This window comes from Mangrovibacter phragmitis, assembly GCF_040429585.1.
GTDB lineage: Bacteria > Pseudomonadota > Gammaproteobacteria > Enterobacterales > Enterobacteriaceae > Mangrovibacter > Mangrovibacter phragmitis.
In genome coordinates, this window is record NZ_CP134782.1 from 2183399 (window position 1) to 2210388 (window position 26990).

At 53.8% G+C, this 26990-nt stretch carries 21 protein-coding genes and 1 tRNA gene; 9 read left to right on the forward strand and 13 right to left on the reverse strand.

Going from position 1 to position 26990, the window contains the following annotated elements; translation table 11 throughout:
* Positions 1–114: 114 nt before the first annotated feature.
* Positions 115–1266: a Gfo/Idh/MocA family protein gene (locus MPHASIOC01_RS10670; RefSeq protein WP_064594525.1), complete on the reverse strand. Its 1152-nt coding sequence runs from the start codon at positions 1264–1266 to the stop codon at positions 115–117.
* A 350-nt stretch (positions 1267–1616) separates the two neighbouring features.
* On the opposite strand from MPHASIOC01_RS10670, the gene MPHASIOC01_RS10675 reads away from it, so the two are divergent.
* Together MPHASIOC01_RS10675 and MPHASIOC01_RS10680 are read left to right on the forward strand one after the other, a co-directional pair.
* Positions 1617–2483, forward strand: coding sequence for a BadF/BadG/BcrA/BcrD ATPase family protein (locus MPHASIOC01_RS10675; protein ID WP_353614926.1), 867 nt, complete (start codon positions 1617–1619; stop codon positions 2481–2483).
* A gap of 80 nt (positions 2484–2563) precedes the next feature.
* Positions 2564–3676: an ROK family transcriptional regulator gene (locus MPHASIOC01_RS10680; RefSeq protein WP_353614927.1), complete on the forward strand. Its 1113-nt coding sequence runs from the start codon at positions 2564–2566 to the stop codon at positions 3674–3676.
* Positions 3677–3886: 210 nt separating this feature from the next.
* Here MPHASIOC01_RS10680 and MPHASIOC01_RS10685 read toward each other — a convergent pair whose 3' ends face one another.
* Positions 3887–4972: an ABC transporter ATP-binding protein gene (locus tag MPHASIOC01_RS10685; protein ID WP_064594527.1), complete on the reverse strand. Its 1086-nt coding sequence runs from the start codon at positions 4970–4972 to the stop codon at positions 3887–3889.
* Between the two features lie 11 nt (positions 4973–4983).
* The gene (locus MPHASIOC01_RS10690; protein WP_353614577.1) at positions 4984–5589 is read right to left on the reverse strand and encodes a GNAT family N-acetyltransferase; all 606 of its coding nucleotides are present in this window, start codon (positions 5587–5589) and stop codon (positions 4984–4986) included.
* A 559-nt stretch (positions 5590–6148) separates the two neighbouring features.
* Here MPHASIOC01_RS10690 and MPHASIOC01_RS10695 point away from each other — a divergent pair.
* The 6 genes from MPHASIOC01_RS10695 to MPHASIOC01_RS10720 all read left to right on the forward strand — a co-directional run bounded on the left by MPHASIOC01_RS10695 (position 6149) and on the right by MPHASIOC01_RS10720 (position 13862).
* A complete protein-coding gene (locus tag MPHASIOC01_RS10695; protein WP_064594531.1) occupies positions 6149–7480 on the forward strand; it encodes an extracellular solute-binding protein in 1332 nt (443 codons plus the stop codon).
* Between the two features lie 25 nt (positions 7481–7505).
* Positions 7506–8381: a carbohydrate ABC transporter permease gene (locus MPHASIOC01_RS10700; RefSeq protein ID WP_064594533.1), complete on the forward strand. Its 876-nt coding sequence runs from the start codon at positions 7506–7508 to the stop codon at positions 8379–8381.
* Positions 8378–9196 carry a carbohydrate ABC transporter permease gene (locus MPHASIOC01_RS10705; protein ID WP_064594535.1) on the forward strand — a complete coding sequence of 273 codons (819 nt, stop codon included), beginning with the start codon at positions 8378–8380 and terminating at the stop codon, positions 9194–9196. The genes MPHASIOC01_RS10700 and MPHASIOC01_RS10705 overlap by 4 nt, the downstream gene beginning before the upstream one ends.
* Positions 9197–9202: 6 nt before the next feature.
* Positions 9203–10522 (forward strand): glycoside hydrolase family 28 protein, encoded by a 1320-nt coding sequence (locus MPHASIOC01_RS10710; protein WP_405027772.1) that lies wholly within the window; start codon positions 9203–9205, stop codon positions 10520–10522.
* A gap of 113 nt (positions 10523–10635) precedes the next feature.
* Positions 10636–11598: an AraC family transcriptional regulator gene (locus MPHASIOC01_RS10715; protein WP_353614579.1), complete on the forward strand. Its 963-nt coding sequence runs from the start codon at positions 10636–10638 to the stop codon at positions 11596–11598.
* A 116-nt stretch (positions 11599–11714) separates the two neighbouring features.
* Complete coding sequence (locus MPHASIOC01_RS10720; RefSeq protein WP_353614580.1) at positions 11715–13862, forward strand: TonB-dependent siderophore receptor; 2148 nt, start codon at positions 11715–11717, stop codon at positions 13860–13862.
* A gap of 81 nt (positions 13863–13943) precedes the next feature.
* Here the strand turns inward: MPHASIOC01_RS10720 and MPHASIOC01_RS10725 are convergent, their stop codons facing one another.
* The 3 genes from MPHASIOC01_RS10725 to MPHASIOC01_RS10735 form a co-directional block, all read right to left on the reverse strand.
* Positions 13944–14795: a 5'-nucleotidase, lipoprotein e(P4) family gene (locus tag MPHASIOC01_RS10725; RefSeq protein ID WP_353614581.1), complete on the reverse strand. Its 852-nt coding sequence runs from the start codon at positions 14793–14795 to the stop codon at positions 13944–13946.
* 226 nt (positions 14796–15021) lie between these two features.
* The gene (locus MPHASIOC01_RS10730) at positions 15022–15426 is read right to left on the reverse strand and encodes a DUF1090 domain-containing protein (protein WP_064594541.1); all 405 of its coding nucleotides are present in this window, start codon (positions 15424–15426) and stop codon (positions 15022–15024) included.
* Between the two features lie 50 nt (positions 15427–15476).
* Positions 15477–16916 carry an EmmdR/YeeO family multidrug/toxin efflux MATE transporter gene (locus MPHASIOC01_RS10735; RefSeq protein WP_064595500.1) on the reverse strand — a complete coding sequence of 480 codons (1440 nt, stop codon included), beginning with the start codon at positions 16914–16916 and terminating at the stop codon, positions 15477–15479.
* Positions 16917–17124: 208 nt separating this feature from the next.
* Here MPHASIOC01_RS10735 and MPHASIOC01_RS10740 point away from each other — a divergent pair.
* Positions 17125–17200 (forward strand) — tRNA-Asn (locus MPHASIOC01_RS10740).
* A gap of 379 nt (positions 17201–17579) precedes the next feature.
* On the opposite strand, the gene MPHASIOC01_RS10745 is transcribed toward MPHASIOC01_RS10740, so the two are convergent.
* The 7 genes from MPHASIOC01_RS10745 to MPHASIOC01_RS10775 are packed head-to-tail and all read right to left on the reverse strand — an operon-like array spanning position 17580 to position 26924.
* Positions 17580–20606, reverse strand: coding sequence for a type I restriction endonuclease (locus tag MPHASIOC01_RS10745; RefSeq protein WP_353614582.1), 3027 nt, complete (start codon positions 20604–20606; stop codon positions 17580–17582).
* On the reverse strand, positions 20603–21271 hold the full coding sequence (locus MPHASIOC01_RS10750) for a retron system putative HNH endonuclease (protein ID WP_353614583.1): 669 nt from the start codon (positions 21269–21271) through the stop codon (positions 20603–20605). Before MPHASIOC01_RS10750 ends, MPHASIOC01_RS10745 begins: the two co-directional genes overlap by 4 nt.
* On the reverse strand, positions 21272–22690 hold the full coding sequence (locus tag MPHASIOC01_RS10755; RefSeq protein ID WP_110269034.1) for an AAA family ATPase: 1419 nt from the start codon (positions 22688–22690) through the stop codon (positions 21272–21274).
* On the reverse strand, positions 22687–23970 hold the full coding sequence (locus MPHASIOC01_RS10760; protein ID WP_110269035.1) for a restriction endonuclease subunit S: 1284 nt from the start codon (positions 23968–23970) through the stop codon (positions 22687–22689). The genes MPHASIOC01_RS10755 and MPHASIOC01_RS10760 overlap by 4 nt, the downstream gene beginning before the upstream one ends.
* Entirely contained in the window at positions 23967–26093 is a 2127-nt protein-coding gene (locus MPHASIOC01_RS10765; protein ID WP_110269036.1) for a class I SAM-dependent DNA methyltransferase, read from the reverse strand. Before MPHASIOC01_RS10765 ends, MPHASIOC01_RS10760 begins: the two co-directional genes overlap by 4 nt.
* Positions 26090–26752, reverse strand: a complete 663-nt coding sequence (locus tag MPHASIOC01_RS10770) for a hypothetical protein (RefSeq protein ID WP_353614584.1) — start codon at positions 26750–26752, stop codon at positions 26090–26092. Before MPHASIOC01_RS10770 ends, MPHASIOC01_RS10765 begins: the two co-directional genes overlap by 4 nt.
* Positions 26718–26924 carry a helix-turn-helix domain-containing protein gene (locus tag MPHASIOC01_RS10775; RefSeq protein ID WP_050084567.1) on the reverse strand — a complete coding sequence of 69 codons (207 nt, stop codon included), beginning with the start codon at positions 26922–26924 and terminating at the stop codon, positions 26718–26720. Before MPHASIOC01_RS10775 ends, MPHASIOC01_RS10770 begins: the two co-directional genes overlap by 35 nt.
* Between the last annotated feature and the right edge of the window lie 66 nt (positions 26925–26990).

Sequence of the window (26990 nt, forward strand, 5' to 3'; positions counted from 1 at the left end):
GGCAGGGTGAGCGTTGAGGGTAAAAAAAAAAGCTGCCCTGATGGGCAGCAAGGGGAATGAGTGAGCATGAGTCAGTCACCACTCACTACAAAACTGCATCACATCAACTTGCCGTCACACCCTGCCCAGCGCCTTATCAAATTCGGCCCAACAGGCAGTTAAATCCACCACACTGTGGGTTTTACGGGCTTCATCAATTTTGATGGCCGTTAACCCGGCTTCCAGCGCATCCACCACCGATACCTTAAGCGGCGTGCCTTGTTTCAGGTGGCGCACCACTTCTTCGGCCATCAGCGCATCGGCACCGTAATGGCCATCGTATGCGCTGCCATCGTAGGTTTTATCCGTCAGCGCAGCGCGGGTGCGGGCGTTATGAACACGAAAATAGTTACGCACAAAATCCCCTTCCGCCTGCCCATCCGTACCCATTACGCAAAAACGGCGGAACTCATCCGGCACATTGAGGTTGGCGTGAAACGCCATCGTGGCACCCCCTGCGTATTCCACAATTGCCGTCTGGTAATCGACAATATCTGCGTCGCTGTCAAACACATGCTCAGTGCTGGACCAGCCACTGGGTTTTTCGTGGTATACAGCGGAATCAGGTGTTACCTCACCCACCGGCGTATGCTGCGGCGTAAAAGACTTGCGCCCGCCGAAACTGGCGACCCGCACAGGGCGTTCGCCCACCAGCCCCTGGTAGAGGTCGATATCATGGCAGCACTTTTCAAGAATATAGGGCCCGGCATAGCGCTCAAAGCGCCGCCAGTCGCGCATGAAGAATGCCCCGTGGAAAGGCGGAATATGCTCGGTGGCTTCAATGGAGGTAATCTCCCCCAACTCACCGGCCGCTTTCGCTGCCACCAGGTCCTGGTATAGTGGAGAGTAGCGTAGCACCAGGCCAACAATCACTTTATCTTCACCATAACGGGCAATCAGTTTCGCCAGCGCCATACTCTGGGCTTCACTGGTTACTACCGGTTTTTCAGTAAACACGGTGTAACCTGCGGCCAGCCCGGCTTCAATATGCTCAAGGTGCATAAAATTCGGCGAACCAACCATCAGCAGACTGAACCCGCCCGCCGCCAGCATCTCATCCAGTGATGCAAACGCCTTACCGGGAGAAATACCGAAGGTTTCCAGGTTTGGCAGACCGGCCGGAGCCGGGTCGACATACCCTGTTATGGTGAATTCCGGGTCGGCTTTCTTAAACTCTTTTGCCACATGCGACATACGAAACCCTAACCCGACAATGCCTACTTTCATGTTCAACCCTGCCTGCTCAAGAAATATGTCTGATACTCAGAATCTGGTCATCTGGCGGTATTCTGCCAGCTACATCCGCCAGAACCTGCTCACGGGATGACGCGTTGTGTTATGCCGCGCCGCTGTTTAATTTTACACCGCCAACTTATTACGCCAGAAAAACTAAAGTCAATAACCAAAAAACCATCAATTTTCCGTTATTTTTTATCTAATTGTTTTTAAACATAAAAAATAAAAACGATGTTACATATTTATTTGTTATTGCGATTTAAGTTTTTTTCTCCTATCTTTTCGCTCAGAATCAGGTCTGTTGTGGCGACAAGCCGGCACTGATCAACAGGAGAATGGCATTGCAAACAGCGTATTTCATTGGCGTCGATGGTGGCGGCACACAGTGCCGAACCCGGTTAACCAACCAGAATGGTGATATTCTGGCGGCCTGTACCGGCGGCCCGGCCAATATCTGGAGCCAGTTCGATAGCGCCATGAAGCGAGTCTGCCAGTTGCTGGATGAAACCCTTCACGCCGCAGGATTTGGCCCTCGTGAAGCCCGGCAAACCCACGTTGTTCTGGGCCTTGCCGGGGGGAATATTTCGCGTGTACGCGTGCAGGCGCAAGCCTGGCCCCAGGCGTATGCATCGTGGCAGGTGTTTTCCGATGTCGAAATTGCCTGCCCTGGCGCGCATCATGGGCAACCAGGCGCCGTATTGATAACCGGCACCGGGAGCCAGGGCGCAGTCTGGGACGGCCAGGCGTTTCGCTGCGTGGGTGGCTGGGGCATGTCTTTATCAGACCAGGGCTCAGGGGCATGGCTGGGGCAACAGGCATTACGCCTGGCGCTTAAAGCCCATGAAAACCTGGTGGAGCACACCCCACTCACCCGGGCATTAATGGCAAACTTTGATAACGAACCGGAAACCTTGCTGGCCTGGTCGGTGCAGGCAACACCCGCACAGTGGGGACAGTTTGCGCCACAAATTTTCCAGGCAGCCCGTGAACAAGACAACCACGGTGTCGCGCTGTTGGCGGGCTGCGCACAGGAAGTCAGCGCACTGATTAGCAACCTCAGCCAGAATGGGCGCTACCCGGTAGCCATGCTTGGCGGCCTTGCCCTGCCCATTCACCCCTGGCTCAGCGCTGAGATTCAGGCCATGCTGGTTCCTGCCGGGGGAGATGCCCTTAGTGGTGCATTACGCCTTGCCCGCCTTTGTGCCTGAGGTGAAATTTTCAGGCAGGGTTAATTCAGGTGCCAATAACACGGCGTCCTGCTTACTGACTTCTGGTTAACTTAATGATGATGACTGCGCCTTCCATCACTACCCGCATTTTACGGCTGATTGTTGAGCTTTCCCCCGTCAGCCAGTCTGACCTGAAAGCCCGCAGTGGGCTGAGTATGTCCACTGTGTCTCAGGCAACCAACCGCCTGCTGGATCGGGGCATTATTCAGGAACTGGGGCTGCGCCGCGTTTCTATGGGGCGGCCGAAAACCCTGTTAGGGCTTAACCCGGATTACGCCAATGTGGTCGGTATCCAGCTCAATGCTGAGCGCAACCTGATTGTCATGACGGACCTCGCAGGTAACCTGGTGGGGGAACAGCAAATGTCATCAGGGGAACTGACCCCGCGCCAGTTAGGTGATGCGCTGGCAAAGTTTCTCAAAACCACAGGCGACAGGCATGTTGGCGCCATTGGACTGGCGCTTTCTGGCCTGGTGGATGCACAAAGTGGCTACTGTGTGCGTTCTACCGTACTCAACTGGGACAATGAACCGGTTGTGGAGCAACTGCAGGCCCGCTTTCACCTGCCAGTATTCATTGAAAACGATGCCAACGCCATGGCGCTGGCGGCACAGGTTTTCGGCCAGTTAGGCCAGTCGCGCACTGCAATTGTCGCCACTTATGGCAAAGGCATTGGGGCGGGAATAATACTTGACCGCCAGTTATACCCTGGCCGCCATGGTACCGCCGGGGAAATTGGCAATGCTTTCTTAACCGATGGCAGTGGGAGAACACTGGAGGACGCTGCTTCGTCAAAAGCGATTCTGCGGGCGCTGGCTAAAACCGGGGCAACACACCTGGCCGCCCTTGACGAACGCCCTTCCCCACAAACTCTGGAAGTATTGCGGGAAGCCGGCGAGCACCTGGGCAGTGCACTGGCAAACCTGGCAGTGGCATTTGACCCGGATGTGGTTTACCTAGCAATGGAGCCCCAAATGGCTTCACGAATATTGCTCGACCAGGTGACCCAGAGTTTCCACACTTACCGGCTGAAACTCACCCCACAACTCACCCCGTTGCAATTTTTAACGGAGTCCAACCGGATGTGGGCACTGGGTGCCGCCGGGCTCGCCGTTGACCGGCTGATAGATGTGCTTTCTACGGATGCTGAAGCCGAGCGCAATGATAACTAACCCGCCAAAAGACGGGGAGTCTGATGACAAACCTCATGTCCGCACAGAACGAGAGGATGTCACCCAATAAAAACCAGGGGAATCAATTCATTGATTTTCGGCTGCTAACTAAAAAGAAGGAAAAACCACGCTTTTTCCTTCTTTTTCATCAATCTGAACCCGCCAGACGGCGGTTTCAGATTGATTTACCAGGCCCGCTACCACGCAACGTTAGCGTAACCGCAACCCGTTTTCACGAAACAGCAGCAGGCTGGGCTGTGACAGTGCCAGGCTCATCTCCTGGCGCGTTTCAACATTGTCCCCATCACGCAGTTCAACCACCAGCATCTCTTCCCGGCCAATATCCAGGTAGACATAATTGGTGTGCCCGAGTTTCTCCACCCAGGAAACCGGTGCGATGAATTGCGCGATGCCTTCACCATTGCAAATTATGTGTTCCGGGCGCACACCCAGCCACAGTGTTTCCCCTTCTTCCACCGCTTCTGCCACCGGGCACACCAGGTTTTCCAGCGCCAAATCCGCCACCCGCAGTTGCACTTCACCCGGCTTTATCGCAGTAACTGTGGCAGGCAACACATTGATTTTAGGCGAGCCAATAAACCCGGCGACAAACAGATTATCGGGGTTGTGGTAAATTTCCAGCGGTGCCCCTGTCTGTTCAATTTTCCCCTGGCGCAGAACCACAATTCTGTCAGCCAGAGTCATCGCTTCCAGCTGGTCATGGGTGACATAAATCATGGTATTACCAAGTGCTTCATGCAACCGGGCAATCTCAATGCGCATTTTCAGGCGCAACTCTGCATCCAGGTTGGAAAGCGGCTCATCAAACAAGAACACAGATGGCTCGCGAATAATCGCCCGGCCAATGGCCACACGCTGGCGCTGACCGCCAGACAATGCGCGCGGCAGGCGGGCAAGGTATTCTGACAGGTGCAGTTTTGCCGCCACCTCGTCCACTTTGCGGTTAATCTCCGCTTTCGGGCGTTTCGCCATTTCCAGTGGGTAGGCCAGATTATCCCGCACCGACATATTGGGGTAGAGCGCATAAGACTGAAAGACCATGGCGATGCCCCGCTCAGAGGCAGACTGATGCGTCATATCCGCGCCAGAAATAAGCAGTTGCCCTTCCGTTATCTCTTCCAGCCCGGCTATCATGCGCAGCAATGTGGACTTTCCGCACCCCGACGGGCCAACAAATACCACAAACTCACCACTGTTGATGGTAAGGTCCAGCCCCGGGATAACAGTGACCTGCCCCCAGCGTTTTGTCACATTCTTCAATTCCAGACTGGCCATTTCTTCTCCCCTTACAACACCTGACCCATATAAATGGCATTGCGGCGGAAAATATGCCGGAAGCCCATTTTTTCATAAAACGCGCACACACCTTCGTTTTGCAGGCTGACGCCCAGGTGCACCCCAGGCACGCCCGCATCGCGCAATGCAGCCAGTTGCCGGGTTACCAGCCGTCGCCCCCAGCCGCCCTGCTGTGCAACTGGCAGCAGGTTAATATGCAGGTGTGCGGGCCAGCGGCCTGTCAGCTCTTCACTGGCCTTACCCGGCGCCCGGATCTGCCCCAGTACTTTCATATCCAGTGGCGCTTCACTGGTGCGCTGTGCATAGCGCGCCTGCAACACGGGCCACCAGCTCTGCGCCAGGCGGGCTTCAAACGCAGCGGTATCTGGCGTGGCAACCACGTACCCCACCACTTCACCAGACATTTCCAGAACAAACGCGAAATCAGGCTCAAATTCCGCATAAGGCAGGACATACAGCAAACCGGGGTAATCGCCATCGCTGTACAAATCAGTGGCATCTTTCCCGGCATTGGCTGTTTTAAGGCAAATACGGCTTAACGCTGCGCGGTCTTCGGCACGCGCCGGACGAATAACATCGGTGGATTCAGGCATCATGAAGCGCTCGCTGGTTATTGGCGGATTATGCCAGGGTAATTAAATCGTACTTTTTTTTCAAGATAGAATAATTACCACAATGGTTATTTTAACGCGTAGAACATATCGTCAGAATTGCCAGTAAGAGTTTCCCCTTATATTTAGCATCCCACAAACATACAGTGGATATTGATTTTGCTCACATTCTTTTCCGCACTCTCATTCCACGGGCTGAACCTGGCCTGAAACATAGGAAATTATTATGTTATCTCATTGACTGCAAAGGATATTATTTTCAACAACAGAATCACCTTACAATACAAAAAATACCCCGCCATATTACTGGCATTGCTCCATGAAAGCAGTTTTATATGCTGTTCACCTGTTTCGGTATTAGTTTTTCTGTGACAGAGGTAGCGTTATTTTCCTGTTAAAAATGCTGTTTGACTTTATTTTTTATATAAAGTAAGTGTAATACATGATGCAATTTTCAGCATCGTGTCACGCTGCGCACGGGAAGTGCCAAAAGCAATAATGCACGGAGGCGGGCCTTGTTTGGTGTCCAGAAGAGGTTTGATTCATGCGTCATTCACATCAGGTTCGTTTTACCCGCAAGACACGTAGCGCTTTACTCACAGCACTCACCTGTAGCGTGTTATCAGCACCATTACATGCACAAACACTGACTATCAGTGCCTGGGATATTTATAACTACCCGGAACAAAGCGCGGTGATTAATAAAGCCATTAAGGATTTCACCGCCGCCAACCCGGGCATTCAAATTAATCGCTCCATTCACGCATTTGAAGACACCCGTATTCCACTCAAGCTGGCACTCTCTTCTGGCGATGGCCCGCAAGTGGCTCAGGTGAACCAGGGTGGCGGTGATATGGGCGCACTGGTTAAAGAAAAATTGCTGGTTCCAATGGACAGCTACGCCACCACATACCACTGGACCACGCGTTTCCCGGATTCCATCCTCAAACGCAACCGCTGGTCTGAAAAGCAGGATTTCGGCAGTGGTCATTTGTATGGCGTAGCAAGCCTGGGTGAAATGGTTGGCCTTTATTACAACAAAGCATTGCTGGATAAAGCCGGCATCCCGGTGCCGAAAACTATGGCAGAATTCGAGCAGGCGCTGGCGAAGCTCAAACAACAGGGCACCGCCGGGCTGATGCTGGGGTTGCTGGATGGTAACGCCGGGCAGCAAATGCTCAGTACATTATGGGAAGACCAGATTGACAGCAGCGACCGCAAAGCACTTGATAACCTGATTTATGATGTGGGTGGCAGCTTTAAAGACGCGAAACTGGAAAAAGCCGCGCAGTTAATGCAGAAGTGGAACCACGATGGTTACTTCTTCCCGGGCTTCCAGGGCATTGGGCATGATGATGCCGCAACCCTGTTCCAGAACGGCCAGGCCGCATTTTTTATCAGCGGCACCTGGTACATGGGCCAGTTTAAAGCCAATAAAGACATTCATTTTGCAGCACTGCCAGCATTCCCTGGCGTGAAAAAACCACTGATGGTTGGCGGCACAGACCTGCCATTTTCTATTACCAGCACTGCGAAAACCAAAGCACAGCAGGATGCCGCGGCAAAATACATTAACTATATAGTTTCCGACAAAGTGGCAAATGACTGGTTGCAGGCCGGATTCCTGCCCGCATCTTCTTCGGCTTCCGCCACATTACCCAAAGACAACCCATTGTTGAGCGATGTCTATAAAGTGTGGGTGACCGTGAACCACAATGACGCGCTGGGCCACTACCTGGACTGGGCAACGCCGACCATGCTCACCACCCTCAACCAGAATGTACAGCTACTGATGGCCGATAAAATCACGCCACAGCAACTGGCTGAAAATGCAGATAAGGATTACCAAAAATACCTGAGTTCCTTAAAACACTAACTGCACGAGGTGTGGAAACAGCATCATGCTCAATCGTTCACGTTTACGTAATGCACTGTATCTTTTGCCTGCGATGTTGGTGTACAGCATTTTTCTGCTGTTCCCGCTGATGGCTTCACTGGGTATTGCTTTCACCGAATGGGATGGCAGCACCCGCCCACTGTTCATTGGCCTTGGCAATTTTGTGCAGATCTTCCGCGACCATGAATTCTGGACCGCGGTAGGTAACAATGTGGTATTGATGCTGTTCTACACGCTTCTGCCAGTGAGTCTTGGGCTGGCACTGTGCAGTTTTCTGAGTGAACTGCGCCGCCCGCGCGAGCTGACAGTGCTACGTTGCCTGTTTTTCTTGCCGTACATTATGCCCATGGCGGTTCTGGGTGTGGTGTGGCGCTGGTTATATAACCCGGCCTTCGGGCCGATTAACCAGTTTCTGCGTGCTATTGGCCTGCCTGACCTGGCGCTGGCCTGGTTGGGTGATTTCACCTGGGCACTGCCCGCTACCGGAATGGTAGCCGTATGGTACTTTTTCGGTTTTTGCCTGATCTTGTTTATGTCTGGTATTCAGCGCATGGACCCGTCGATTAACGAAGCCGCCGCGCTGGATGGTTCGTCCCGCTGGCAAAAGTTCCGCCGGATTACCCTGCCCGGGTTGCGCCCGGAAATTAAAATAGCGCTGATCCTCACCGTTATCGCCAGCCTGAAAGCCTTTGACCTGGTATATGTGATGACCCAGGGCGGGCCGGGTACCTCAACACTGGTTACCAATATGTATATGTACCAGCAGGGGTTCGACCTGCGCCACTTTGGCTATGCCTCGGCCGTTGCCATTGTCAGCCTGTTTATTGTCTTTGCCATTAATGGCGCGCTGCACTTTGCCATACGGGAGCCAAAATCATGATAAACCGCACGCCCCTGCTTTCCCGGGCATTATTATGGTGCCTGGCGTTAATGACCATCGCCCCGTTTTTAATGGCTTTTCTCACTTCATTTAAAACCCAAATGGAACTGTTCCAGGGCGTATTTGCCCTGCCCCACACGTTCAGCCTGGCCAACTATCTGTCGGCCTGGGAAGACGGCCATTTCAGTATCTATTTTATGAACTCAGTTCTGGTGGTGTTCCCGGTGGTGATACTCAGTATCCTGCTGGGGATTTTATCGGGCTTTGGCTTTGCTTTTTTACGAGTGCCGGGCAAAACCCTGTTCGCCCTGTTGATGGCATTGGGTATGGTATTGCCCTCTGAGTCGTTTATCATTCCCCTGTACCATGAACTGCGCTGGATGGGGCTGACCAACACCTATCTGGCCCTGATCCTGCCGCAGGTGGCGTTGTCCATTCCGTTCACCACACTGATGGTCGCCACTGCTCTGCAACAAGTTCCGAAAGAGCTAATTGAAGCAGCAGTGATGGACAACACACCACGCTGGCGTTTGCTGTGGAAAATTCTGGTACCGGCCATTTGGCCCACCCTTTCTACGCTGGCGCTGCTACTGTTTATCTGGACCTGGAACGAATTTTTAATTCCGCTCATTTTGGTTAATCAGGAAGATTTACGAACCCTGCCGATTGGGATGATGTTTTTCCAGAACAAGAACACCATTAACATTCCGGTACTGATGGCAGGCGCAATGATTGTTATTCTGCCGTTAGTGGCTGTGTTTCTGGTGTTCCAGCGCAAATTCATTAGCGGCGTGACACAAGGCGCGGTGAAATAAATGCAACTGACTCTGACGCTCCCCAAAGGCCACCCGGCCAGTTCCCCGGTAACCGGGATAATTCAGCAGGCCATAGATGAAGTCAACAACGCTGGCGGCGGAACACTGGTACTCCCTCCGGGGCAGTATTTAACCGGTGCCCTGGTTCTGCCTTCAAACTTCTGCCTGCATTTTGAACCAGGTGCTGAACTGGTTGCCAGCAGCCAGTATGAAGATTACCTGCCAGGTGAAACCCTGAGTGTGGCCGAACAATCCAACCGGGCACTGATCTACGCCCGTAACCAGCACAACATCAGCCTGACTGGCCAGGGCCGCATTGATGGTAACGCCACTGCCTGGTTCTCTGCCACCAAAGACGCCTTGGGTTACCGTATGCCTGCGCAGGAGCGGCCACGCATTATTGTGTTCGAAGGCTGTAATAATGTGCGCCTGCAAAGCGTGCGGATACATGACGCGCCGATGTGGACCGTCCACCTGGTTGCCTGTGAGCAGGTGTTTATCAGCCAGATGGTTGTTGATAACGATATGACCATGGCGAATACCGATGCGCTGGATATTGACAGTTGCCGCTATGTACATATCAGCGACAGCCATTTCAGTGCCGCCGACGATGGCATTTGCCTGAAAACCACCCGTAAACCCGCCCCACTGGCCGGCCCCACCCAACATGTCACGATTAGCGGCTGCACTCTGCGCTCCGCGAGCAGTGCATTCAAAATTGGCACTGAAACAGTTGATGACATTGAAGATATTGTTATGACCGGGTGCACCATCTACGACAGCAACCGTGGCATCGGGATTATCAGCCGTGATGGTGGCGCACTGCGCCGCCTGCGGTTCAGCGATATCACTTTTAACTGCCATCACGCGAACCCCTGCCACTGGGGGCGCGCAGACCCGGTATTTATCTCCTGCCGCGCGCGTGACCCCAAGGTTCCCCCCGGCCCCATCAGCCAGGTCAGTTTTAATGGGATAAGTGGCACTGCTGAAGGAGCCATTAACCTGCACAGCGAGCAACCCGGAGACATAGCCTGGGTGCGACTCAGCCAGGTCCAGCTTCGCCAGGTGGCATGCAATGACCCGCAGCAAGGCAGCTATGATATTCGCCCACCCTGCAACCCCGAACGCCCCACAGGCACCGGGCTGGACAACGCATTTTTGATTAACCCGGCAAGCGGTGAGCCGTGGGGTGTGGAACGTTACCCTGGCGGAATGCCTGCTATTTACGCCACTGGCGTGTTGCACCTGGCGCTGGATAACCTGTCCATTGAACGTCCACACCCGCTTCCCGCAGGCTGGCACCCACAAGCGGTTATACAATCATAGCTGCATATAAATGCGAATAAGTATCATTTATTTTACTAAGCTAAAACACGAATGATACACTTGCTCCCTCCTGCGGCAGGCCATTGCCTGCCGCCAGTAACTGACAGGTGAGCATGAAAACGCAGCAACCGCTACCCCCGCCACAACTGTTCTCCGTGGCGCATTTTCTTGACTTTGGCGCACGCTACAGTATTGATTACCACTTCCCGGGTCTTGGCATGACACCTGCGGCAAACGCTGCCCGCACCGTGATGCGTGGCTATGTGGATGAACTTACCCTGCCATCGGGGATTTTTGCCACCTGCTCTGATTTACAGGTGATTGAACCCTGGCACTCCACATCACTGGGGTGTGCACCGTTATATATTCTGGTCGTACTGGAAGGGAATGTGCAGCTAAACCTGAATGGCAAAGCCTGGCGAATCCAGTCGGGTATGGCACTGGCAACCCATCTTGGGGAACAGCAAGTGCTGCGCGCCTGCCACCAGAGCGATGAGCGCCTGGTGACTGTTTCACTGGCGCTGCCAGCGGCAAGCGCTGCCGCTCACCCGGCAATTGCCGCGCATGTCTCCGCCTGGCAGCAACTGGGGCCACTCACCACGGCCTGGCCGGTAGCCAGTTATGTTCTGAGTGGGTTACGCCAGGCACAGCAGTGCACCACCTCGCCACTGGCCCGCCAGCTCACTCTTGAAGGTGCCTTGCTGCAGTTACTGGGCCAGCAAATGCAGGAAAGTGCCACCAACAACACAAACCTGCGTGGAGAACGCCTGCGGCTGGAACAGGTGCGTATTATACTGGAAACCGCCCCGGAACAACCCCATACACTGGAAGCCCTGGCGCGCACCGCCGCCATGAGCACAGCCAGCCTGCGCAGTAAATTCCGCCAGGCCTATGGCGACTCGGTGTTTAATTACCTGCGCGATTGCCGGCTGGCTCTTGCCCGGCGCTATCTTCTGGAAGGCGACAGCGTTCAGGAAGCTGCATGGAAAGCTGGCTATGCCCATGCCACCAATTTTGCGACCGCCTTCCGGCGGCGTTACGGTATTCCCCCCAGCGATGTTCACCCGGTGCAGTAAGGCCGGGTTTTAGCATTGCGCATACACAGTCTGTCATCCGGCATAGTCTTGCCCCGGCATAAAACCGTAATAATAATCACTTTCATTAAATAATAATTCAGGACAGGTTCAGATACATGGCAAGGTCAGGGACATTCTCTTTTTCTTTACTGGCTGGCAGTATTGCCACCAGTTTTTTCCCCGGCGCACAGGCTGCCACCACAGCGGCAGGTTCCCAGGAAAGCACTATCGTTGTCAGCGCCACACATGGTGAGAGTAGTAACAGCGTGGCGCCTTACATCAACAGCGCCACCAAATCAGCACTACCGGAAAACCGCACACCACAAACCATAGATACCATCAGCCACAGTGAAATGGCGCAGCGCCACCCGCAGTCGCTCAATGAAGTGCTGCGCTATGCCGCCGGGGTTTCAACCGAAATGCGCGGTGCCACCACCTATATGAGCGAATATAAAATCCGTGGTTTTAATGCAGAACATGAATACCTCGACGGGCTGCAACTGCCCTATAACGTGAGTGGCAACACCAAAGCGAATATCGACCCCATTCTTATGGAACAGGTTCAGATCCTTAAAGGACCATCTTCGGTGTTATATGGCAATGCTTCTCCCGGCGGGCTGGTGAATATTCAGAGCAAAATGCCCGAGAAAACACCTCACAACGAAATTGGCTTTAATACTGGCAACCGGAATTTAAAAGAAGGCTGGCTGGATTCCACCGGGCAAATTGCCAACAGCGACTGGGCATACCGGTTAATTGGCAAAGCCAGTGAAGGCGATGACCAGGCCCGCACCACCAAACACGAAAGCTACCTGATTGCGCCTTCTGCCACCTGGCAGCCTTCCGGCCAGACCCGGCTGACGGTTCAGGCGCTATACCAGAACCAGCCCAGCCTGACCCCATCCAACCCGTTACCACTGGCTTACCTGCGCAGTGGCTATGCCTCGCGCCGGGATTTTGCGGGCGACCACTGGAATGGGTTTAAACAACGTGAAGGCATGCTGGGTTACACCTTTGAACACCAGTTTGATAACGGCTGGGGCATGGTACAAAAAGCGCGTTATTTCAGTGTGGATACCCACCAGCGCAGTATTTACTCCACCGGCATCGGGGCCAGTAATACTCAGCTTTCCCGCTTTGGTTACACCACCGATGAAGACCTGGACAGCTTCAATGTGGACAACCAGGTGAGCAAAACTGCCCACTGGGGCGACTGGCAGCACCACCTGTTAGCCGGGTTCGACTACCAGCACCTGAACTCCCATATGAGATACCGCTATGGGACCGTGAACCCGGGTATCGACATGCAACACCCGGATTACAGCCAGGTAACCAGCAACAACCTGGGTTTGTATACCGCCACGAAGCAGCGCCTGAGTTTTTACCAGCAGGGCTGGTATTTACAGGACCAGGTGGTATTCGGCGGGCTGAACCTGGTCGCCAGCATTCGCTACGACAACTATCACTCCACCACTACCAATAATCTGGATAACGACAGCAAAAGCTGGGTGAGCCAGCAGCGTGTCACCAAACGCCTGGGCGCGCTGTACCAGTTCGACAATGGTATTGCGCCTTACGTCAGTTACTCCGAAGGGTTTTTGCCGGTTTCACCGCAGGGTACACTTACCGCACAGCAAGTTAAACCCACCACCAGCGAGCAACTGGAAGGCGGTGTGAAGTACCAGATAGCAGACTATGCCACCACACTGACCGCGTCTGTTTTCCGTATCCGGCAAAAAAACGTAGTGACTACCGACAACACCTACACTGCCGATTACCAGTTGAATTACTGGCAAACCGGGGAGATAACGTCGAAAGGGGTTGAATTAAGCGCTATCAGCCGCCCAACAGATAACATCAACCTGGTGGCAAATTACGCCTGGACCGACGCAGAAAACACCAAAGATGCGCTCTACCAGGGAAAACGCCCGACCCAGGTTCCTGAGCATGCCGCCAACCTGTGGGCCGATTACCACTTCAGTTCCGGTAGCCTGAATGGGCTGATGATTGGTGCCGGCGCGCGTTATACCGGTAAAACAGAAACAACTCCGGATAACAGCCTCCCGGCGCTGGGTGGTAATACACAGTACGATATGGCGGTAAGTTACGATATGGGCGTTATCAGCCCGTCTCTGGCGGGGCTGACGCTGAAAGCCAGCGGCCAGAACCTGACCAATAAACTCACCTGGACCTGCTATGACGCCAACTATTGCTGGATTGGCCGGGACCGCACCTGGCAGGTGGGTGCCAGCTACCAGTTCTGACAACTAACAACTGTGTAATCAACATAAAACAGGCCCGGCGCGCCAGAAGTGCGCCGGGCCTGTTAATCATTATGCGGGGAATTACTGCCCGGACCAGGCGCGCAGGTTATTTTCGCGTACCTGCAATTTTTGCTCTGGTGTCAGTTTAAAATAGCCCGGAGCCATGCCACTTTCCCAGTCGCCATACAACGGGTTCGGCAACACAATCAGCTCGGTGCCAAAGCGGGCATGGTTATCACTGACAAACTGGCGACGAGCCGCGTTGTCTTTGTGGTATGTCGCCGCCCCAAAGTCATTGAGATTGTCGCCAATATATAACACCACATGGTAGCCACTGGCTTTTACGCTGTCGAAGCGTGCCTGTTTGTTCGAGCTGTCTGTTTTCAGCAACAGGGTTTTGTCATTGACACCCGGGAAACCCAGCGCTTCAAGATTGGCTTTGGTCGCCGCGCTGTCTTTGGCATCACGGTTGGAAATATAGAACATCGTACCGCCATGGCTGTTCACGTAACGGGCAAACTGCACCGCGCCAGGTACAGCCACTGCCTGTTTTGCCTGAGTCCATGCAGACCAGGTTTTATCACTAAAAGGCTGCCCGTGTTTGGCCTGCCACGCGCTATATGCGCTGTTATCCAGCATGGTTTCATCCAGGTCGACAATGACTGCCCGGCGGCCTTTCACTTTATGGGCCGAGGCATCAAATGCCAGGCGCGCACTGTTAAAAGCCTGCCACGCCAGCGCCTGGTATTCACCAGACTGCTGGAACCAGTTCACCGCCAGTACAGACTGCCCGGCCAGTTGCTGCTGAGCCTGTTGCTGCATGGATTGTTGTGACTGGGTTGACTGCTGTTGAGCACCTTGCTGTGGTGCGGCGCACCCGGCTAAAGCCAGAATGATGGCCGCGCCAATACCCTGCAAAATCGGTTTTTTCATGGGGCTACCTTTATCCTTATTTTCGCCACGAGAAAGCACGTTAAGTTTCGGGAGCGCAGTTTAAAACTGCGCGCAGTTAACGTTAGCAATCTGAGCCAGGAAAGCCAGTGTGTTGTGCAGAAAATCCTGAAAAATCAGTAAGCATTTATTCCGGTGTGGTGGCAAACAGCACAACCCCTATGACAGTTTCCTGACACGGGAGTTGTGGGTTACCTGGAAAGCGGAGTTACTTCGTGAGTTCTGCACGGGCTTCGGCCAGTTCAGCCTGCGCCTGGGCCAGTTTGCGCTGGCGTTTTTCTATTTTGTCTTTCTGGCCGGAAGCCTGTGCTTCTTTCAGTTCGTGAGTACGTTCTTTTACCTCACGCTCTTTTTCCTGTACTTTCACCTGGCGGCTTTTCAGCAGGCCGTCGTCTGTACAGTGGTCTTGCACATTTTGCAGCGCTTCTTTAAGGCCGCTTACCCGCCCGGCATTACCCTGCTCCCTGGCATGAGTTAGTTGCTGTTCAATTTCGTGCTGCTTCGCGGCACAACCGGTAAGCTGGCTGGTTGCGGCCTGCGCCAGCCCTGAGGCCGCAAGAACAGGAACAGCCAGCATTATTGCGGTTACCCACCTGGTGGTTTTGTTACTCATCATCATCTCCTGATAGTTACTGCATTTACCGGCCACTCATTGGCAACGGTTTACTGAGTCTGTTCCGCAGGCTGTTGTTCAATCGCCTGCTTCGGTGGCCTTGGGTATTTCCACAACCATTTGCCACTCGCCATACGCCAGTAGAAACAAACAGCGCGTACACACCAGTCGAAGAACATCCCCAACCAGACACCAACCACACCGAATCCAAGCACAACGCCCAGCACGTAGCCCACCACAACCCTGGCGCCCCACATGCTGAACATAGAAATCCACATAGCAAAGCGGGCATCACGCGCCCCTTTCAGGCCCGCAGGCAACACCCAGGACGCAGCCCAGACCGGCATAAACGCCGCATTCAGCCAGAGCAGTATTTTCACCACATCTTTTACATCCTGTTCATGGGTGTAGAACGATGCCAGTAACCCGGCAAATGGCGCACTACCCCAGGCAATAATGGTCAGCCCGACGGTGGCCAGCCAGAACACATGGCGCAACTGGCGCTCTGCCTGCCCTATCTGGCCTTTACCCAGACGTTTACCGACAATAATAGTGGAAGCAGACCCCAGGGCGTTACCCGGCAGGTTAATAATCCCGGCAACAGAAAAAGCAATAAAGTTACCGGCAATGACATCTGTGCCCATCCCGGCGACAAAGACCTGAGTTAGCAACTTGCCGCCATTAAACAGGACAGACTCGATACTGGCCGGAATACCAATCCCCAGAACTTCCACCAGAATGCCAAAATTCAGCGGTTTGAAATAACTCTTCAGGCGAATACGAATGGCCGGAGTGAACCCCACCATCAGCACCCAAATAATGGCGAAGGCACCAATATAACGGGAAATGCTCAGCCCCAGCCCGGCACCAATAAAGCCCAACCCGTGCCAGGAAAAACAGCCGTAAATCAGCAAGCTACTGATAATAATATTCAGGATATTCATACCGCCATTGATCAACAGCGGTATTTTGGTGTTGCCTGCTCCACGCAATGCGCCACTGCCTATCAGGGCGATGGCTGCGGCCGGATAACTCCAGGCGGTAAGTTGCAAATAGGTCAGTGCGAGCGCTTTCACCGAAGGTGCGGCTTCACCGGCAATCACATTAATTATGTGTTCGCCCATAAGGTGAATCACCGCTGCCATCAGCACCGCAATAATGGTCATTAACACCAATGACTGGCGTGCCGCAGCCCGTGCGCGTTTCCGGTCGCGTTTACCCAGGCTGAAGGCCACCACCACCGTGGTACCGAGATCCACCGCAGCAAAAAACGCCAGGATAACCATGTTGAAGCTGTCTGCCAGGCCCACGCCTGCCATCGCTTCTTTACCCAGCCAACTGACCAGGAATGTGCTCAGCACACCCATCATCAGTACACAGGTATTTTCAATCAAAATGGGGATAGCGAGCGGCGTAACTTCCCGCCAAAACAAAACGCGATAACTCTTACGATTACGGTACCAGTGAGTTGCCCTCACGCGGTGGTTCATTGCGGAAAGTACTTTCAAATTGGACTCACAAACAAAATGTTGAAACCCAGTTTTAAATGATGAGGGAGTATTCATATTCCTGCAAAGGATTTTCAGGTTTATTTGTCTGATAATCCAGCGAGCTGCTGAGATAATCGCCACTTAGCGTGGATTTGGCGATTTAGGTTTGACAATTGTTTTTTCGCCGCTATGATTGCCTCCACACGATTCCTCTGTAGTTCAGTCGGTAGAACGGCGGACTGTTAATCCGTATGTCACTGGTTCGAGTCCAGTCAGAGGAGCCAAATTTAGAGAAGCCCGCTTAAGGAAACTTAAGCGGGCTTTTTGTTTTTTTGCGAATCTTTATGTTATTTAGATTCAAAAGATTAGCGTGAAAAGTCTTCCCGATGCATTTTCAGTTTACCCTCCACATCGGGAGAATTTGGTGGTCATATTCGGGGTCAGGAGTTTACTAATACGGGAAAAGAAACAAAATAATTCTAAACTTTTCCTATTTCTTGTGTTTGTGCTATTCGATAACCCATGACTCTGCATCCGCGCAGCCTTTTATCCCACATTCGAAGCAAGGCTCGATGCCCGAGATTATGAGCACTGTCGCGGGCAAGCGACCAACTGTCCGGAAATTCCTGAATGCTGGCCACCAGCGGAACGAAACCATGCCCATTACGGCCCCGCCTTCTTCGCAGCAGAAAGCCGCTCGTAGACTTGATTACCAAGCCATTTCGATACCAACTCCTGCATCTCCGGCTTGCCCATGTAGTCGGTGAACAACTCCTCGTTCAATTCAATGCGCTCGATGAAGAGGGACTCTAGCACCTGCCTGAAAACCAGTTGGAACTTGTCGAGGGAGTTAACCTCGGCCGCCTTCTGCAGAGCTTCGCTTCGGCTGGCCGCCTCGGCGATCTGATCGAAGAACAGTTGATCTGCTTCGTTTAGTTCGCCCCCAAAACGATGATTGATGATATCGATGAGGCGCGACAGCGAAACATGTTCCTCGCGCACCATTCCAGACCCAACCTCACGCGGGCCATCCAGCGGTTTAGCATAACCCTCATTGAGGCTGATCGAGCCTTCGCTGATCTTCTGCAATCGATAATAGTCGAGCTCGATCTCCTCATCAAATTGATATCCCGGTCCACTCTTGCGCTTAGGCAGCTTCAACGCGAGGTGCCGTAGGTACGTAAAGAGCTTTTCCAAATCGCTGTCTTGATAGGGGATCACCTGACTCAAAAAACTGTAGAGATTACGAAAGGCTTGTAGTTTGCCGCGCCACAGCTCAGCTTCCGCCTCCTCCGTGTTCTGAAACTGCACGAAGCGCGCGACTGCCTGATCGAGAATCGCGTTCATCGCCTTGTGGTCGCCGGGGCTTTGGCGGCGCTTTGGCGCGAAGAACACGCGCGTGAACTCGGCCACCTCGGTCTGCAGATACACGCCTGACGCATCTAGCTCGGCTTTCACCTCGTAGAGCTTGTCGGGATCGACTTGCTCACCCATCACTGAGCCATCGTAGTACTGGCGGAAAGCCTCCTGGATCTCGCCGGGCTCATTGACGAAGTCGAGCACGAATGTGTCGTCCTTAAGCGGATGAGTACGGTTCAAGCGTGACAAAGTCTGCACCGCCTGAATGCCTGCCAAGCGCTTGTCCACATACATAGTGTGCAGCAACGGCTGATCGAAGCCGGTCTGGTATTTCTCGGCCACCAGCAGAACGCGGAAATCCGGCTTGGCGAAGGTGTCGGGCAGCTCTTTCTCTTTTAGGCCGCCATTCATCTCGACCTCTGTGTACGACTTCTCCGGAGTCTTGTCGTCCTCCACTGCGCCTGAGAATGCTACCAGGCTTTTGATCGGATAGCCCTTCTCCCGGATGTAGCGGTCGAACTCCTGCTTATAGCGCACGGCCTCCAGCCTTGACCCAGTCACCACCATCGCCTTGGCATGCCCGCCTATCTTGTGTCGAGTGAAATGCTGAAAGTGTTCAACCATCACCTCAGTTTTCTGGCCGATGTTGTGCGGATGCAGGCGCATAAAGCGCGCTAGCGCCTTGGCGGCTTTCTTGCGTTCGACGTTGGGGTCTTCCTCAGCCTTCTTGATCAGCTTGTAGTAGGTCTTGTAGGTAACGTAGCTCTTGAGCACGTCCTCGATGAAACCCTCCTCAATTGCTTGGCGCATGGTGTAACAGTGGAAGGGCTCTCCGTTGCGGCCGAAGATCGCCAGCGTCTTGTGCTTGGGCGTGGCGGTGAAGGCGAAGAAACTCATGTTCGGTTGATGGCCCCTCTTGGCCATGGAGCGAAACAGTCGCTCCAGTTCGACTTCGCCTTCCTCCTCGGCCATCTCTTGCGCCTTGCAGCGCAGCTCGGCACCGCCCAGCACGCCCTTAAGTTCGGTTGCTATCTCGCCTGACTGTGAGCTGTGCGCCTCGTCGATAATCACCGCGTACTTGCGCGTTGGTAGATGACTATTGCCGCCTTCACCGCGCTCCTCGCTCAACTTCGCAAGTTGGGCCGACACAAACGGGAACTTCTGCAGCGTGGTGATAATGATCGGCACGCCATCTTCAAGCGCCTCTGCGAGCTGGCGCGAATCTTCGTCGATTTTCTGCACCACACCTTGGCGGTGGTCAAACTGGTAGATGGTGTTCTGCAATTGTCGATCCAGCACCACGCGGTCGGTGATGACGACCACAGTGTCGAACAGCCGCTCGTCGCGTGCATTGTGCAAGCTGGAAAGGCGATGCGCCAGCCAGGCAATGGTGTTGCTCTTACCGCTGCCGGCCGAGTGCTCGACTAGGTAGTTATGTCCAATCCCCTCGGTAGCTGCAGCCGAAACCATCTCACGCACCGCTTGCAACTGGTGATAGCGTGGAAAGATCAGGTTTTCCTTACGTACCTTTTTTCCATCGTTTGTAGTTTTTTCTTCAATGTTCAGATGCAAAAAGCGGGCAAGTAGATCAAGCAAACTGTCGCGCTGTAGAACCTCTTCCCACAAATACGCTGTTTTGTAGTTGCGATCGTCCCGGTCGGGCGGGTTGCCCACACCGCCATTAAAACCCCGATTGAACGGCAGGAAATAGGTGGAGGTCCCGGCCAAGCGAGTGGTCATGTGCGCTTCTTCCGTATCCACTGCAAAATGCACCAAGGTACGCTTGGTGAACTCGAAGATGGGTTCACGCGGATCGCGGTCGTGGCGGTACTGGTGGAGGGCGTTCGCCACCGTCTGGCCGGTCAAAGGGTTCTTGAGCTCCAGCGTAACCACCGGAATACCGTTGACCGACAACACCACATCCAGCGACTTTCCCGACTTCGGGCTGAAATGCAATTGGCGGGTCAGCCCCAGCCGATTGGCCTGGTAGCGCGCCTCCAGCTCAGGATTCAGGCCGTGGGCCGGGCGGAAAAAGGCAATTCGCAGCGTCTTGCCGAAACACTTGAAGCCGTGGCGCAACGTGGCCAGCGCACCATGAGTATCGAGCCATTTGCACAGAGACTCCAGAACGCGCGTACCGGTTTGCTCACCGTGCAGGACTTCCAGCTTTTCCCACACCTTGGTTTGGGTAACACGGATGAAGGCCAGCGCCTCATCGGGGAAGATCGCGCGCTCGCGGTTAAAGCCTTTGGTGTCGAGCCGGGAGTAACCCTCGCCCAGCAAGACCGCCTCTATGGCGGTTTCAAATGCGGCTTCACTCGTGGATTTCATGCGCCCCCCCTAGAGATTCTCTTTTGCAACCAGAACACCATCACCTGCGCGAATTCAGGAAGATCCCCAGCTTGAGTGCCATCCCATTTCTTGAGTTCTTGTACAGCGTTAAGAGTCCCTTTTCCTAGCCGCAGCTTAAACGCATCAAGTACAGCTTTACGGTTATTTACGAGACGGTACCAGTTTAGGTTTAGCACGTCATTCAAGGCATCGTTCATTGCTACGTCGTCAGACTCGATTCGCCCATCCCCCAAGAACTTGATCTTTCGCTCAATGGGATGCGCCGGGTCGCATACGCTGAAGCACAGCACGTTATTGCCCTTTCGCGTGTCACAATGTTGCTCGCGCGCAGGGCGGCCCTGCCCGCCGAGACAAGCGCCTAGCAGGTTGCTGTAGTCTAATTGACGTGCGGGAAAGCCAGTCTGGCTCTGCCAGTGCTCAATTTTCATCTCATCTTCGTTAGCGCGGATTCTGGACTGGCAGTAACAACACAGCCCCCGCTGTTCCGTCACCAACGCCTGTCGCAATGCGTCTTTGCCTGTATTCAGTACTTTCGCGCCCGTATTGGCATCTACACTGTTGGTGTAATTGTCATAGTTCGCGTGTGGTTGTTGCCGATGTCTTGTCAAACAGGGCGGCTCTGATCCTTTGTAAATGGTCCGCATCTAATCTGAACCTTCCAGAAAGTGGATCAGCGAACTGGCCCGGGTTAACTCGGGTTCATCCTCGCCGAGCTTTTGTTCAAGAGCCGCAATAGCGGCACGGGCTTCGTCGAAACGCTCCTGGTCGATCAGCTCGAAGAGGGCATTCAACTTCCCCTCCACCTCACGGTTGCGCACCGGTGCGCCCATGAGCTCTTGCAGGATACGATTGGCATCCATGCCATAGGCCTCAGTGGGAACGGTAACACTCACTTTGCCATCCACAATTTCGAGGAAGCGTACGCAGCCTGCAGGCACCTCCCCCAACACTAGTGGCGAATGAGTGGTCACAACAAACTGGCAAGCCTTGAAGGTGTCGCGAAGACGTTGCAGCACCTCGCGTTGCCACCTCGGATGCAGGTGCAGCTCGATCTCGTCGATCAGCACCAACGCCTCACCTTCTGCTATTGGGTTTGAGAGATTAGGATTGGCGACAGCAAGACGGCGGGTTAGGTCAAAAACCAAAGCAATCAATCCACGTTCGCCGTCGGATAATTGCTCCAAAAATAACTGCTTTCTCGCTTTTTTACCGCGGGCCTGTTCATCTATCGTCGCATCTTTCACGACGGAGTAACGAGGTGGGTTTTCTTCATGAAACCAGAATTCCTTGATCTGGGGCATGAGGCTAGAAATAGCTTCCTGAAGCAGCTTCAAAATCCGTTCCCCATACTGCACAGCTTCTTTTCGAAGCACGCGGGTCGAGAATATGGCACGTTGCCACTTGGCAAATTCGTTCAGCGATATCTCAAGTTGCGTCAGCGATTTTGAGAATGCCGCCCCCTGCTTAAAAGGCAATGTGCCTTGAAGTTTTGGCGGAAGCCTTGAAAGCAAGCGGTGTGTTGAGTAATAGACAACCAGTGGTTGTGTCGGGCTGCTTTTTAAGTAGCGTTTCAGCCTTGCTTCTGTTTCATGAGTGTCGGTAAACAACCAGTTCAGACGCTTCTCAAAATTTCCTTCTAGTCGCTTGTCTATCCAAGTGATCTCGTTTTTTAGGTTTTTGTAATCAGGCGTCCCCTTTTCCAGAAGAGCCAGATCCTTCTTCATCTGGGCTTGCTTATGCTCAAGAGTCAGCTTTTCACTCTTATCAAGGCTTTCCTTGGACAGGAAGGTGATCAAGTATGCAGCTCCTAAGTCACTACTTCCTATTTCAATGATGCAGGTGGACTTTCCTTGCTGGATATCGGCATCAAGTACCGGAAGTGCTTTCTCTCGCGAAACTGTAAAATCTGGTAAGGAGTGGGAATATGCTATCGCAATGGCCTGTAAAATAGTTGATTTGCCAACACCATTGACACCGGCAATTACGGTCAACCGCTCGTCAAAATCAATGTCAAGCCGATCAAAACCTCGGAAGCTGGTCAACCCTAAGCTATGTAGTTTCATGATGTTATTTCCTCCGGCGGAATCTGCCCAGTAACGGCGGCAGTAATCAGCGCGGTGCGACGCTCCAAGAGTAAAGATAAAGAAGAAGAGACCTCCCTCGTGATTGACTGAAATCGCTCTTCGGCGCGCTCAAGGCACTCCACGATCTCAACTTGTTCGTTGAGTGGAGGAAGAGGTGTAAGCCAATCCAAAACGTGGCCTTGCGATACCTTGACCATTGTTCCACTTGAACCTCTTGCGTCGCGACGAATCTGAACGCGCGCTGCTGCTGTCGTTAGGAACGATGTCAGGTACTCAGGAAGAATTTTCTTCTCGTGAACCCGGAGCCTGTAGATAAGGTCTGGGAGCAACAGGTTTGGCTCGGCATAGGGGACGCATGCGACGTCAGCCACGAGCTCCGGTGTGTTGCCCCGTGTTATGAGTACATCTCCTTTGCGTAGCGAAAGTAGTTGCTCTTCTTCATCGGTTCCGCGCAGCGCCTTGTTCTCCTCCCGCTTGAATCGACCTTTTGAAACGGCGCTTAGCTTCAACACTCCCAACTCGTCTGGCCCTGCCGGCGTGTTGGCTGCAATTGGCGAACTGCCTTGATCTATTGAGATAATGACATATTTAATGCGCTGTAGTCCCCAATGCGCCGGAATCTCGCCCAGCCATTCCTGACCGGATGGATTGAGCGGGACATTGGGCTCGAGGCCACGAGTGACAACACGGCTGATGAGGGCGGCGCGCTTTTCTTCTAGCAGCGCCAGCATGCGTTCTTTTTCAGCGATCAGCCCGTCGATGCGGACTATTTCTCGGTCTAGGTAGATAGCGATTCGACTTTGCTCATCAGGATTAGTTGGACATGGCAATTTCAAGTTTTTTAGGAATTCGCCATCAACATGTGGTATTCCCATGCCATTTGTAAATGTCTTCAGAACAGGCTCAACGGCTTTACAAATCCAAAAAAGAAACTGCCGATCAAACTGCAGAGGTGTGACGAGTGAGGTAGTGGAGGAAACAGCACCATGTTTAGCTTTCAGAAACTCTCCCGCATTTGAACCATCCCATAGTAATAAAACATCGTTATCCTCTGCAGTAAGCATTCCCTGTGCAGGCACATATTGGGAAGCTTCCGTATCACCACGTAAATACTCCATTGACAGATAAGGGAGAACATCGACAGTAACATCCTCCTCTTCCTTTGCAGGTAATCGCCCCTTGGATGTAGCTGCAATGTATCTAAATCTTACTTCACGCCAGTGGCTTGGCAGAGAGGTTGCAATGCTGATTGGATTCACTCCGTCACCTCACCCAGTAAACCCAAGATCCGCTTTTCCACCTCCGCCAGCTCGGCATCAATATCGCGCAGGGGGCGTGGCCGCAGATACTGAAAGAACACACGGTTGAAATTGATCTCGTAGCCGACTTTGCCAATGCCACCGTCCTGCTCATCCAGCGCCTCGCGGTCGATCCAAGCATCGGCCACGTAGGGGCGCACCTCGCGCAGCACGTAGCTGATGATGTCCTCCTTCAGTGGAATGTTCTCCGTATCCTTGAGTGCCGGGTCGGGTTCGTATTCCACCAGGGCTTTGCCCTCGGTGTGCAGCCCGAGCAGCGCATACAGCTCGCCGGAACTCATCGTCGGAAGCGACTGGCGCGGGAACAAATCCGTACCGATGGTAACATCGCCCTTTTTGTGGCGCTTGGCAATCACCGGCGCGGCTTCGGGATCCGCCACGGTGAAGCAGTCGCGAAAGATTTTCTTTTGTGCCGAACCCTTAGCCCCCTTGGCCCAGCCTTCGACGTCGTTGGGCAGGTCTTTGAAAACCCGCTGCACGGTGTCCCAAGTGTCGTTCCAGTCCAATAGTGGTTCGCTGCCGAGTGTGTCCTGCACGGCCTGCAGGGCGTCGTACAGTTCGGGGCAGGTATTGAGGAAGCGCTCGCGAGCCTCATCGGTGATCTTAAAGCGCAGTCGCAGTGGACGCAGCACGGTGATGCGGCGGTAGCCGAAGTCGGTGTTGTCGAACACGCGGCTGGTCTTGCTGTTCTCCATGGCGCCGTGTTCGCGCGTGACGTCATCAAGCGCCGCTTGGTCGACGTAGCGGCGCTTGTCGCCCAGGCTGCGCTTCATCGGCGTGTAGCGCTCGCGGGCGTCGATGAGCTGGATCTTGCCTCTGCGGTGTTCGACCTTGCGGTTGCTGACCACCCAAATGAAGGTGCCGATGCCGGTGTTGTAGAACATCTGTTCGGGCAGGGCGACGATGGCTTCGAGCATGTCATGCTCAATGATCCAACGACGGATCTCGCTCTCGCCGCTGCCAGCGCCGCCGGTGAACAGCGGCGAGCCGTTGAACACGACGGCGGCGCGCGAGCCGGGCTTGTTGCGGTCACCGGCCTTGTAGTCCTGGAACTTGCTCATCATGTAGAGCAGGAACAGCAGGGCGCCGTCGTTGATGCGAGGCAGCTTGCCGCTGTAGCCACGGAAATTGGGCCAGCGGTCGATGATCTTCTTCTCGGCTTTCCAGTCCACGCCGAAGGGCGGGTTGGCTAACAGGTAGTCGAAGCGATGGTCGGGAAACGGGTCGTCGATGAGGGTGTTACCCAGTACTACTTGGCCATCCTTGTGGCCCTTGATCAAGAGGTCGGAAGCGGCCACTGCGTAAGAGCGTGGGTTGTAGTCCTGTCCAAAGACCTTAACCGTGGCTTGATCGTTGTGGGCGCGAATCCAGTTCTGCGCCTCGGCCAGCATACCGCCGGTGCCGCAAGCAGGGTCGCAGATGGTAACGATGACACCTGCCTGGGTGAGCACGCTGGTGTCGGGCTCCAGCAACAGGTTGACCATCAGTTGGATGACTTCGCGCGGGGTGAAGTGATCACCAGCCGTTTCATTGGCGGCTTCGTTAAAGCGCCGGATCAGGTCCTCAAACACCAAACCCATGGTGATATTGTCGACGTTACGCGGGTGCAGGTCGATCTCCGCGAACTGAGAGACCACCTGATACAGGCGGTTGGACTCTTCGAGCTTCTCGATTTCTTTGTCGAATTCGAAGCGCTCGAAAATCTTTCGGATATTTTCGGAAAAGCCCGCGATGTAGTCGGCCAGGTGCCGACCGATGTTGTCCGGGTCGCCCTTGAGCTTGTAGAAGTCGAGCTGACTGTGGTTGTGGAAGCCCAGCGGCGTGCCATCTTCATCTTTGGCCAAGTTGTTGAGGATGGCGTCGATGTTGGCAATGCCCTTGCTGCTCAGTTCGGTATAGCGCTTGAGCACGGCATCCTTGCTAGGAGCCAGAACAGCATCAAAGCGGCGCAATACGGTGAGCGGTAGCATCACGCGCTCGTATTGTGGTGGGCGGTAAGGGCCGCGCAGCAGATCGGCGACAGACCAAATGAAGTTGGCAAGTTGTTGGAAGTTGGCACTCATGGATGCGTCCTGGAGTTCGATGGATTCTGTTTTGCCTCTATCGACCGACCAGTACTGGAGGTGGTCGATATAAGACTTTGATTTATTTGGCCTGCGTAGGCGTATCGCACAGATACTATCGCTCGGCTATCACCGATGATGACATCCACGTCACTGCGCGGGATATGCAAAATAGTCTGTGTTTCCCAAGGCAATGTGCCACGCTCACTGGCCAGCCGCATCACGTCATCACCGGTGACTGGCTTGCTTTGGTCTGCAACGCGAGGGAAGCACCGGACATCGGTGGTGGACGCTACTGCCATGGCGCTCGGAATGCGTAATTCGATGTACCGGCCGCCATTCGGGGCGGTAACAACATCAGGCAAAACGGATACGTTAACGGTACGCTCGGCCAATTTTCGTCGCACTGTATCTAGCCAGCCTGACGAGATATGTTGGTCGGTCGGTGGTGTGCTTTGACCATTCTCCATGCCAAGAAGCAGAAGACCGCCGGTTGCATTCGTAAAAGCAATGCAATCCTTAGCTATTTCATTCCAGTCTGTCGTCATGCTGGTCAGTGCCCGCAAGTGCTTCTGGTCTAGGAGCTGTCCTTGTAGGCTCACGCGAGAGATTCCCATGCTGAATTCATTTTTGTTCGCTCCTGTATTCTGTGTTTTCATCGGCGCCGCCAGCACGCACCCACTCGTCCACCTCGGAGAGCTGGAATTTCCACAACCGCCCAATCTTGTGCGCAGGCAAACCTTTGCGCTCTCGCCAGCGATACACGGTGTCTTTCACCACGCCCAGATGCCGAGCGACATCAATTGCAGTGACCCACGGTTCAGAGTTCATGGCATTAGCGCTCACAGAGGGATTAAAGTCGTTTTAAATCGCCATCAGTCTACCAGACAGTCGGAG